The following is a 10,636-nucleotide window of genomic DNA, read 5'->3' as shown; positions in this document are numbered from 1 at the left end:
CACCGCCTCGGGGCGCGCGCGCACCGCGAGCTTGGCCCGGGTGGTGTTCCCGGCCGATGCCTCAAGGTGCTCGGCCAGGTCGGCCACGGTCGGGGCCTCGAACAGGGCGCGGATACCGAGGTCGGTGTCCAGCGTGGTCCGTATGCGGCTGATCAGGCGTGTTGCCAGCAGGGAGTGTCCGCCGAGCGCGAAGAAGCTGTCGTCGATGCCGACCTCGGGGACGCCCAGCACCTCCGCGAAGAGGTCACACAGAACCTGTTCCCCCGGTGTCCGCGGCCCGCGCCCTGATGTGGATGCTGCATGGTCGGGGGCGGGGAGGGCCTTGCAGTCCAGCTTGCCGTTCGGCGTCAGCGGCAGCCGTTCGAGCACCACCAAGGCGGACGGCACCATGTAATCCGGCAGGCGATCCCTGACGAACCCCAGCACCGCCGCCGTGTCGGTCGGCGCCTCACTGTCGGCGGGTGGCACCACGTATCCGACCAGGCGCCGGTCGCCCGGCCGGTCCTCCCGCACCAGCACCGCTGCCTGCGCCACCGTGTCCTGCGCGGTCAGAACTGCTTCGATCTCACCCAGCTCGATACGGAAACCACGCACCTTGACCTGGGCGTCCGCACGACCCACGAACTCCAGTTGCCCGTCCGGGCGCCACCGGACCACATCCCCCGTCCGATACATCCGCGACCCCGCAGCCGTGCCGAACGGATTCGCCACAAACCGCTCCGCCGTCACGGCGGGCTGGTTCAGATATCCGCGTGCCAGTCCCGGCCCGGCCACATACAGCTCCCCCGCCACACCTACGGGTGCCGGCTGCAGTCCCGCGTCCAGGACATACACGCTGAGGTCGGCTATCTGGCGGCCGACGACACCCACTTCTTCGGCTGGGGAGGCCTCGTTGAGCGGGGCGAGGGTGACGTGCACCGTGGTCTCGGTGATGCCGTACATGTTGACCAGGACAGGGCGCTCACCAGAATGGCGCCGGTACCAGGCCGTCAGCCGACGGGTATCAAGCGCTTCGCCGCCAAAGATGATGAATCGGGTGGCAGAGAACCAGTCCTGGTCCGCTTCCGGGGCCTTGGCCTCAGTCTCGGCCTGCATCAGTTGGTAGAAAGCGGAAGGCGTCTGATTGAGAACCGTCACGCCTTCGTCGCGGATCAGTTTGAGCATCCGGTCCGGGGAGCGGCTTGCCGTGTAACCGACCACGACAAGGCGACCGCCGTGCAGGAGGCACCCCCATACTTCCCAGACAGAGAAGTCGAAGGCATACGAATGGAACATGGTCCAGACGTCCGTGGCCTCGAACTGGAACCGATCCTTCGTGGCGGACAGCAGACGGGCCACATTCTCATGCGTGACCGCGACGCCTTTGGGTCGGCCCGTCGAGCCGGAAGTGTAGATGACGTAGGCCGGATGTTGGGGCAGCAGCGCCGTTGTCCTGTCGGCATCCGTCACATCAGCGTCCGGACAGCGCTCGATGGACTTTGCCGTACCGGCCTCATCGAGCAGCACGAGTTGGGTCTGCCCAGAGGAATGCTGGGCGACGTCCTGGAGGAGGCGGTCGTTGATGGCGCTGTGAGTGACCAGCAGGGCGGGCTCGGCGTCCTGGAGCATTCCGTGAATCCGGTCGGCCGGGTAATCGGGGTCGACGGGCACATATCCCGCCCCGGACTTGAGTACCGCCAACAACGCCACCACCAGGTCGGCAGACCGAGGCAGCGCTAAGGCCACGAGCTGTTCGGGCCCCGCACCTCGCGAGACAAGGTGCCGCGCCAGTCGATTCGCCCGTGTGTTGAGGTCGCCGTAAGTCAGCTGCCGGCCTTCGAAGACCACGGCCACAGCGTCCGATGCGCTCCGTGCCTGTGCCTCGAAGAGTTCCGGCAGTACCACCTCCGAATTGTGGCCTACCGGGGCGTTCCATCCGTGAAGGAGCTGCTGACGCTCGACGGGGTCCAGGAGATCGGCACACGCGATGGCGGTGTCGGGCTCGGCTATCAGGTTCTTGAGGAGCCGCAGGAAGTTCCTTTGCAGGCGCTCCAGCTCTTCCCGGCTGTACAGCGCGGCGTTTCCGTCGAAGTCAATGGAGATGGCGGAGCCTTCATCCCCACCACGTACGACGATGCAGAGGTCACGCACAGGGCCGTTGGAGAGGTTGTGTGCGATGACGGGCCGGTCGGTGAAGTAGATGTCCTCGTCAAAGGAGATGATGTTCGCGGAGACATTCCAGAGGGGCTGGTCCCGGCCCAGAGCGCGGAGCTCGCGGACGAGCTCTTCCGACCTGTAGCGCTGGTGGCGGAGGGAGCTGCGAACTTCGCGCGTCGCCTGCTTGATCAGCGCGGCGAACGTCATGTCGGGACGCAGGTTGAAGCGCAGGGCCAGGACGTCCGAGGCGGTGCTCGGGGTGATTCTTGAGTTCGCGCTCTTGCGTCCCATCGCCGGGAGCCCGAAGACAAGGTCCTGGCTCCCCGACAGTCGGTTGAGATACGCCGCGACGGCCGCCACCGTGACGACCGACCAGGTTGTGCGCGAGGCAAGGGCCAGCGCGCGCAGCCGATCTGCTTCCGAGGGGTTCAATCGGGCCGACGAGCGAAGGAAATCTCCGCCCGCGTGGGCGTTGCCGGAGGCTGGGCTGATGGCGTCCGGGTGGTCCGCGAACTTGTCGATCCAGTACTGCCGGTCGCTCGAGTACTTTTCGGAGGTGCGGTATTCCGACTGCTCTTGGAGGAGCAGGTCGTACGATCCGAGGGTCCCGGCCGAGTAGGGAATCCCTTTCCTCAGGTCCTTGTATATCTCGGCAAGGCGGCGCTGGAATATGACGCCACCGTAGAAGTCCACCACGATGTGATGGGTTCGCGCATACCAAAGCGTCAGGTCTTGAGCGACGGTGAACAGGGCGAATGTGCACAGTTGTCCGCCGCCCAACTGCACCGGCTGGGCCAGATCACGGTTGATCCACCGCTCCGCCGCCGCCATCGGGTCCGGTTCCGCCGAGACGTCGATGACGGACAGGTCGGGATCTGACGGGGCCTGGATGGTCTGCCAGATCTTTCCGTCATGCTCCTCGAACCGGGCGTGCAGCACCTCCGCTTCTCTGAATGTGTGACGGAAGGCCTCGCGAAACAGGGTCAGGTCCAGTTCGCCGTGGATTTCGACGAATTCACCGACGTTGTATGAGTGGCCGGTCGGATCCAGCTTGTGACCAAACCAAATCCCCGACTGGGCCGTCGACAGTTCTCGACGGGTGTTCCGACCTTCAGGCATCGTCACTCACCTTGACCGCGTATTTCCGTTCGCCTGTTCCGCCAGCGCGTACTGTTGCTTGTTGATGGGGACGGGGGACCAAGACAGCGAAGAAGTCCCCATCAACAACCTTGTTCACATCCGGCCTACGAAGCCGCTTCGTTCATGGCCTCGACCAGGCTACGCGGCCGCATATCGGTCCAGTGCTCATTGATGTAGTCGAGACAGGCCTGTCGGTTGTCCTCGCCGTACACAGAGACCCATCCGGCGGGTACCTCCACGAACGTCGGCCACAGGGAGTGCTGGCCTTCGTCGTTGACGAGAACCAGGTAAGTGCCGTCGGGGTCTTCGAACGGGTTGGTCATGGCTTTCCTCCACTCGAATGCTGAACAGGACAGGTTTCGCCGCCGGCTGCCGCCGGGCGACCTTCGAGTTGGTCTTAGTGTTGGTTTTGCCGAACGCCTTCGAGCAGGCGAATGATCGCGCAGGCGACCGACCCATCGGGGTCGACTGAGCTGACGACGCCGAGACGGCCAACCGATTCCGGGGACTCGGAGGCAGCGCTGAGCATGCCGATAATGTCGAACCCCGCCGAGGCCGCTGAGGTGTCGCCGATCAGATCCGAGACGGATACGCGAGAGAGCGCGGCGGAGTCGAAGAGACTTCCGAGAAGCCTGTTCTCCTCTTCTCCCGCAGGTCCTGCCATTCCGCTGGGCGTAACGGCCCAGACGTCGTCCGCGGTCGCCTTGGCGGCGGCGAGTGCGCCGTGCAGACATGCGCTGAGAGCGCCGGTGAGGTCGTCGTCCGTGTTGACGCGGAACTCCAGTGCGAGGACTTCGGCCAGGGCGGGCCGGTGCCCGGAAGCCAGTGATGCCTCGGTCTCCAGCAGCAGGAGCGCGCACCCCTCCCCGAGGACCACGTCCCCTCCCCCGCGCCGGTGGTACTCCAACCACGAGCGGGCGTTCGAGTACTCCTCCACGCCGCCGCACAGCACGCGGTCGGCACGCCGATGCCTCAGCAGTCGCTGTCCGTATTTGAGAGCGAGCAGCACGGCCGCCCTGCCGCCCGCGATGGTGCTGTTGGGTCCCTGAAGCTGGTGCCAGATGGCGCTGGCTGAAGCGGCGCGGTTCATCACCATGTTCGGCGTGAGCGCGGCCGGCACATGGTGCGGCTTGGGTCCGGTCAGGGACGCCTTGGTGAAGTCCATATATGTCTGGGGGGTACCGGTGGTGGTGCCCATGACCATCGCGGTGTTCCGCCCGCCGTGGATCGGGGCTTCCTCGGGTGCCTCGTGGAAGAGTTCACGTACCGCGGTGACCGCCAGGGCGGACTCACGCCCCAGTATGCGCGTACCGCTCTTTCCCAGAACCTCTCGTATGTTGAAGTCCGGGACCAGACAGATATTTGTGTCCGGGACGGTCTGCCATTCCTCGGGGTCCGGGGGTGCTGCGGTTTTCCGTCCGGCGTGCAGTCCTTCGGAGAATGCGGGCCTTCCTATTCCGAAGGGGGAAACAGCCGACCATCCGGAGATATAGGTCCGGCTGCTACAGTTGGGGTCGTCGCTCATCGCTGGTGTTCCCTCTCTAGAAGCAGGCACGCGGGATGCGCGACTCAACGCGGGTCTTTGGTGTATTTGCCGAGCATGACGACGGCGTTGTTCCCACCGAACGCAAGGCCGTTGTTCTGCACGATTCGCACCTCCGCGTCGATCCCTTGATTGGGAACGCAGTCGATGGGGCATTCAGGGTCGGCCCGGCGGTGGTTGGCAGTCGGCGGGATGAATCCGTGGGTGATGGCGAGGGCACTGGCGATGGCCCCGAGGGCGCTCGCCGCCCCCATGGTGTGTCCGATCATGGACTTGATGCCGACCATCGGGGGTGGGTTGTCGCCATAGACCTGCTGGACCGCCCGGGTCTCGGTGAGGTCGTTGGTTTTGGTGCCGGTGCCGTGCGCGGAAATGAGGTCGACGTCCCCGGGCTTCAGGTCCGCGTCGTCGAGCGCGAGGCGTATGCACCGCGCGACGCTGTCTTCTTCGGGTGCGGTGGGATGGTGGGCGTCACAGTTCAGCCCGTACCCCAGGATCTCCGCATAGACACGCGCTCCCCGAGCGAGCGCTGACTCTTCGCTTTCGAGGAGCATGACGCCGGCGCCCTCGCCGGTCAGCAGCCCTTCTCGGTCCGCGTCGAAGGGGCGGCATTCATCAGGTGAGACCAGACCGAGCCGGTAGAATCCCGCGAAATTCTTGCGGCACAGCCCGTCGGAACCGCCTACCAGCGCGTAGTCGACTTCGCCTGAACGCACCGCGTCGAGGCCGCTGCCCAGCGCGTAGTTACCGGCGGAGCAGGCGGTGGGGAACGTCGAGACTTCGACGTCGGCGAGTCGGAATTCCTTGGCGACGGCCATGGACAAGCTCAGGGCAGAGACTCGACGAGCGATCTCCGGCTCCATGCGGTCCGGCCCATGACGTAGCGCCGTCTCGGCCAAGTGGTCGAGATCGTGGCCTTCGCCGTCGGTCGTCCCGATCGCGATCAGGCCGCGCTTGCTCCGAAGATCTTCTTCGGTCAGATCGGCGTCCGCCACGGCCATGCGCGCTGCCGCCACCGAAAACTGTGAGGCCCGGCCGAGGTCCGAGAGTGGGACCCGATGAACGTAGTCCGTCAGATCGATGTTGGATACTTGATGGCCGCGCGCATAGTTGAACCCAGCGGTATCGAACAAGGTGATAGGAGCCGTGCCGACACGCCCGGCACGCAAGGCGTCTTTATATTCCGTCACCCCGTTACCAACGCTGGAAAGCACTCCTGCTCCGGTGAGGAGCACCCGGCGACGACTCGGGTCAGCTTCCCTTGTGGACAAGACTACTTGGCTCCGTATTCGTCGAGTATCTCCAGGATGGCGTCGATGTTGACCATCCGCGAGGCCGCCTTGGGGTCGATCTCAACAGAAAAAGTCGTCTCCAGGTGGGTGAGAATCTCGATGGCATCGAGTGAGTCGGCACCGTGCTCTTCAACGAGCAGACCGGTTCGAGTAAGGCTCGATTCATCCAGCTCAACAACGTTGGCAACGATCTCGCGGACCTTCGCCTCGCGCTCGTCGTCAGACAATGTGATCCCCCATCTCTCAGCACACAAGGTTGCAGGCAGGCGCAAACCAGGCACTGGTTCGCTGTTATTAACCAGCCCGGCCCGTCCTCCACAGGATTCCCTCCGGGACACGGCTCGGCACAGAACGCCAATTATTTAGGCCTCAACCGTTTCCAGGCATCCCCCTCCGGCGCAGTGTATCCACCAACTCGGTCACTGCGTCTACCAGTTCACTGACATTGGCCGCTCAATCTGCCCTGAATGCAGAGCACTTGAACGAAGACATCCCATTTCATCTGCTTGGCGCCATGTCAAGAGCCCGAGTTGACCCGATGCACTCATCCGCTCACCCCGGGTTTCGTATCAGGCAGTTGACGGCAGGCCATCGACCCAACTTGTACAAGGGAGGCACCTCCACAGAAGCCGATTGGCCAGTAGGGTCAGTTGCGCACAACTCAGGCCATGCCAGGCTTGCTTGGGAACGGCTGACCGCCCCGGTGGGGCGACAGCCATGTTGGAGAGGAATCGGACGGTTGATAGCTCCGAGTTGGCAGCCGCGTGTACTGACCCCGGACAGCGGCAGTGTGTCAGCGAGCCCGGCCGGACTGGTCGACCTGTTAAACCTGGTCGATCTGACCGATTTGCTGGTGAAGGAGAAGGCGCTCGTCTTCCATGGATTCGGCGTTACCGCCGAGTCCTATGACGAGGTGGCCACCGCCCTCCTGCCCCGCCGCCTGGCGTACATCCACGGAAACTCGCCGCGTACCAAAGTCGGACAGAACGTCTACACATCGACCGAATACCCGCCCGAGTTCACCATCTCCATGCACAATGAGATGTCCTACGCACACGCTTGGCCATCCCGCCTGCTGTTCTTCTGCGAGCAGGCCCCGACCGGCGGCGGCGCGACTCCCGTGGTCGACGGACAACTCTGGCTTGAGTCCCTGGACCCCGAGATTCGAGACGCGTTCGCGGGAGGAGTCCGGTACATTCAGAACCTCCACGACGGTTACGGGCTCGGCAAGAGCTGGCAGGCCACGTTCGAGACCGAAGCCCCCTCCGAGGTCGAGGCGTTCCTGGACAAGGCCGGAGCCGACTGGAAATGGAAGGGCGACGGCACTCTGTGGATCAGCCAGCTGCGCCCGGCCACCACACGGCACCCCGTCACCGACACCGAGGTGTGGTTCAACCAGGCTGATCAGTTCCATGTCGCGGGCTTGGGCGACGATGCCCGGGAGATGGCCGAGTTGTTGTCCGAAGATGAGATGCCGCAGTCCGTCACCTTCGCCGATGGCAGCCCCATCCCCGCCGAATACATCACGCACATCCAGGAGACCGGGCTTCGCCTGGCCGTCGACGTGGATTGGCGGGCCGGGAGTCTGCTCCTCATCGACAACGTGCTCGTGGGACACGGCCGACGGCCGTTCACCGGGCCGCGCCGGGTGTTGGTCGCGATGTCGGACTGACAGGGTCTTCGGACTGAAAGTGTCTAGGGACGGGTGATGGCACGATCAGCGGCCGCGGGAAGGCCGAACCAGCGCTCGATGGACTTCAAGGGGTCGAGCAAGCGGCTTATTGCCCAGTTCAAGCCCGAACGGGTCACGGTCTCGGCCATGCTGCTCGTCGGTGTGCCGAGCGTCGCGCTCTCCGTACTGGGGCCGAAGATCCTCGGCCAGGCAACCGACCTGATCTTCGCCGGGCTGGTGGGGCGCCAGTTTCCCGGCGGGATGTCCAAGGAACAGGTCATCGCCGAGATGCGGGCCAGGGGCGAGAACGGCGCCGGTGTCCTGTCCGGGGTGGACTTCACACCTGGCAAGGGCATCGACTCGGGCGCGGTGGGCTCCGTCGTGCTGCTCGCCCTCGGCGTCTTTCTGCTGGCCGGGTTGCTGATGGCGGTGGCGACTCGGCTGTCCAACCGCGCGATCAACCGGACGGTGTTCCGGATGCGCGGGGAGGTGCAGGCCAAGCTCTCACGGCTGCCGCTGTCGTACTTCGACACGCGGCAGCGGGGCGAGGTGCTGAGCCGGGCCACCAATGACCTCGACAACATCAATCAGGTGCTGCAGCAGACGATGGGCCAGCTCATCAACTCGCTGTTCACCATCGTCGGCGTACTGGGGATGATGTTCTGGATCTCCCCCCTGCTGGCGTTGGTCGCGCTGATCACCGTGCCGCTGTCGGCGGTGGTGGCCATGCGGGTGGGCAAGCGGTCGCAGCCGCTGTTCGCTCAGCAGTGGAAGTCCACCGGCAAGCTGAACGGACACATCGAGGAGATGTACACCGGCCACTCCCTGGTGAAGGCCTTCGGCCGCGAAGAGGCCTCGTCCCAGGCGTTCGCCGAACACAACGAGGCGCTCTACCGAGCCGGCTTCAAGGCCCAGTTCAACAGCGGGCTCATGCAGCCCCTGATGTTCTTCGTCTCGAACCTGAACTACGTGCTGGTGGCGGTCGTGGGCGGACTGCGGGTGGCCTCCGGTGCGCTGTCCATCGGAGATGTGCAGGCGTTCATTCAGTACTCACGGCAGATCAGCCAGCCACTGACACAGGTGGCCTCGATGGCGAACCTGGTGCAGTCCGGGGTCGCGTCCGCCGAGCGCATCTTCGAGTTGCTGGACGCGGAGGAACAGTCACCCGAACCCGGCTCGTCCGCCCGCCCCACAGAGCTGAGGGGCAGCGTCTCGTTCGAAAACGTGTCGTTCCGCTACCACCCTGATAAACCACTCATCGAGGACCTGTCGCTGACCGTCGCACCCGGCCAGACGGTCGCCATCGTCGGACCGACCGGTGCGGGGAAGACCACGCTGGTCAACCTGTTGATGCGCTTCTACGAGCTGACCGGCGGGCGCATCACGGTGGACGGGGTCGACATCTCACATATGCCTCGCGAGGAGCTCCGGGCCGGCATCGGCATGGTCCTCCAGGACACCTGGCTGTTCGGCGGCACCATCGCGGACAACATCGCCTACGGTTCCGCAAGAGCCGTCACCCGCCACGAGATCGAGGAGGCGGCGCGCGCCGCACACGCCGACCGCTTCATCCGAACACTGCCGGACGGTTACGACACGGTCCTCGACGACGAGGGCACGGGCGTGAGCGCCGGTGAGAAGCAGCTCATCACCATCGCCCGCGCCTTCATCTCCGATCCCGTGATCCTGGTCCTGGACGAGGCGACCAGCTCGGTCGACACCCGCACCGAAGCACTGATCCAAAAAGCGATGGCACAGCTCGCTCACGGCCGAACGAGCTTTGTCGTCGCCCACCGGCTCTCGACCATCCGGGATGCGGACACCATCTTGGTGCTGGAGGAAGGCTCGATCGTCGAGCAGGGAGCACATGAGGAGTTGCTGGCGGCCGGTGGGGCCTATGCCCGGCTCTACAAGGCGCAATTCGAGCAGGTTGCCGCAGCAGCCGACTAGACCACGACATCGCGACTGACATCGCAGAGACCACCAAAAACGGGGACAAGTTGCTCAGCACAGGTTTCAATACGACAGATCGCTGGATCCGCCGGAACAGAATTTCAAGCAATTTGCGCATGCGCTTGGTCTGCTTTCCTCACGCAGGCGGCTCCGCCAGTTTTTTCTATGCTTGGTCAGATCACCTGCCGAATGATGTGGAGCTGCTCTGCGTCCAGTACCCGGGTCGACAGGAACGCCTCACGGAACCCTGCGTCGAGAACATGGATGAACTGGTCGCCGGGATCACCAATTCTCTGTCGCGTTTCCTTGACCATCCCTTCGTTTTCTTCGGTCACAGCATGGGGGCATCGGTAGCCTTCGAGGTCTCTCGTCAACTGGAGCGCACCTTCGGAGTCAGCCCGAGAATGCTGTACGTCTCGGGGCAGGAAGCTCCCCACCTTCCGATGCGACGGGAGCCGGTCAGCGACGATGACGAAGCTCTGCTCTCCGAAATCCGCAGGATAAACGGCGGCGACGCGGAAGCGCTCGACGACCCGGACCTCAGGGACTTGGCACTACCGGCGATACGTGCCGACTTCCGCCTGCTCGAGGCGTACCGCCCGCAGCCGGTCAGATCGATTTCGGCGCCTATCACCTCATATGTGGGTGACAAGGACGACGACGTGGACTTCGACAGCGCGCGGGCCTGGGCACAGTCAACGCGAGGCACTTTCCGCTTCCAGACCTTCCCCGGTGGGCACTTCTATCTTTCGGACTGCCGACCCGGATTCGTCTCGGATCTCGTCCGCAGCGCAGATCACTAGCCTGCCGCAGCAAGCCCACTTCTCACCCACGTCGATCCCCACCCCGGCGAAGACCTCTTCCTGCTCGTTTTACCAAGAAAGGCCATGACTCGTGATT

General features: G+C 64.3%; 8 protein-coding genes. 3 read left to right on the top strand and 5 right to left on the bottom strand.

From position 1 onward, the window contains the following. The 5 genes from ACFZDL_RS46990 to ACFZDL_RS46970 all read right to left on the bottom strand — a co-directional run. On the bottom strand, window positions 1–3,255 hold a 3,255-nt coding region (locus ACFZDL_RS46990), incomplete at its 3' end, for an amino acid adenylation domain-containing protein (protein ID WP_353597261.1). Window positions 3,256–3,380: 125 nt separating this feature from the next. Further along, window positions 3,381–3,599: an MbtH family protein gene (locus ACFZDL_RS46985; RefSeq protein ID WP_353597260.1), complete on the bottom strand. Its 219-nt coding sequence runs from the start codon at window positions 3,597–3,599 to the stop codon at window positions 3,381–3,383. A gap of 74 nt (window positions 3,600–3,673) precedes the next feature. Continuing rightward, on the bottom strand, window positions 3,674–4,801 hold the full coding sequence (locus tag ACFZDL_RS46980; protein WP_353597259.1) for a beta-ketoacyl synthase N-terminal-like domain-containing protein: 1,128 nt from the start codon (window positions 4,799–4,801) through the stop codon (window positions 3,674–3,676). 44 nt (window positions 4,802–4,845) lie between these two features. Continuing rightward, on the bottom strand, window positions 4,846–6,090 hold the full coding sequence (locus ACFZDL_RS46975; protein WP_353597258.1) for a beta-ketoacyl-[acyl-carrier-protein] synthase family protein: 1,245 nt from the start codon (window positions 6,088–6,090) through the stop codon (window positions 4,846–4,848). Between the two features lie 2 nt (window positions 6,091–6,092). Then, a complete protein-coding gene (locus tag ACFZDL_RS46970) occupies window positions 6,093–6,338 on the bottom strand; it encodes an acyl carrier protein (protein WP_158104730.1) in 246 nt (81 codons plus the stop codon). 563 nt (window positions 6,339–6,901) lie between these two features. Between ACFZDL_RS46970 and ACFZDL_RS46965 the strand changes: the two genes are divergently transcribed. The 3 genes from ACFZDL_RS46965 to ACFZDL_RS46955 all read left to right on the top strand — a co-directional run bounded on the left by ACFZDL_RS46965 (window position 6,902) and on the right by ACFZDL_RS46955 (window position 10,539). Then, window positions 6,902–7,783 (top strand): TauD/TfdA family dioxygenase, encoded by an 882-nt coding sequence (locus ACFZDL_RS46965; RefSeq protein WP_353597257.1) that lies wholly within the window; start codon window positions 6,902–6,904, stop codon window positions 7,781–7,783. A gap of 36 nt (window positions 7,784–7,819) precedes the next feature. After that, window positions 7,820–9,733 (top strand): ABC transporter ATP-binding protein, encoded by a 1,914-nt coding sequence (locus ACFZDL_RS46960; RefSeq protein ID WP_353597256.1) that lies wholly within the window; start codon window positions 7,820–7,822, stop codon window positions 9,731–9,733. A gap of 119 nt (window positions 9,734–9,852) precedes the next feature. Next, window positions 9,853–10,539, top strand: coding sequence for an alpha/beta fold hydrolase (locus ACFZDL_RS46955; RefSeq protein ID WP_353597255.1), 687 nt, complete (start codon window positions 9,853–9,855; stop codon window positions 10,537–10,539). Window positions 10,540–10,636 lie beyond the last annotated feature (97 nt).

The sequence above is a fragment of the Streptomyces sp. NPDC007917 genome (assembly GCF_042959105.1).
Classification (GTDB): Bacteria; Actinomycetota; Actinomycetes; order Streptomycetales; family Streptomycetaceae; genus Streptomyces.
The sequence above is the reverse complement of the archived record's forward strand: the minus strand, read 5'-3'. Positions and strand labels throughout refer to the sequence as shown.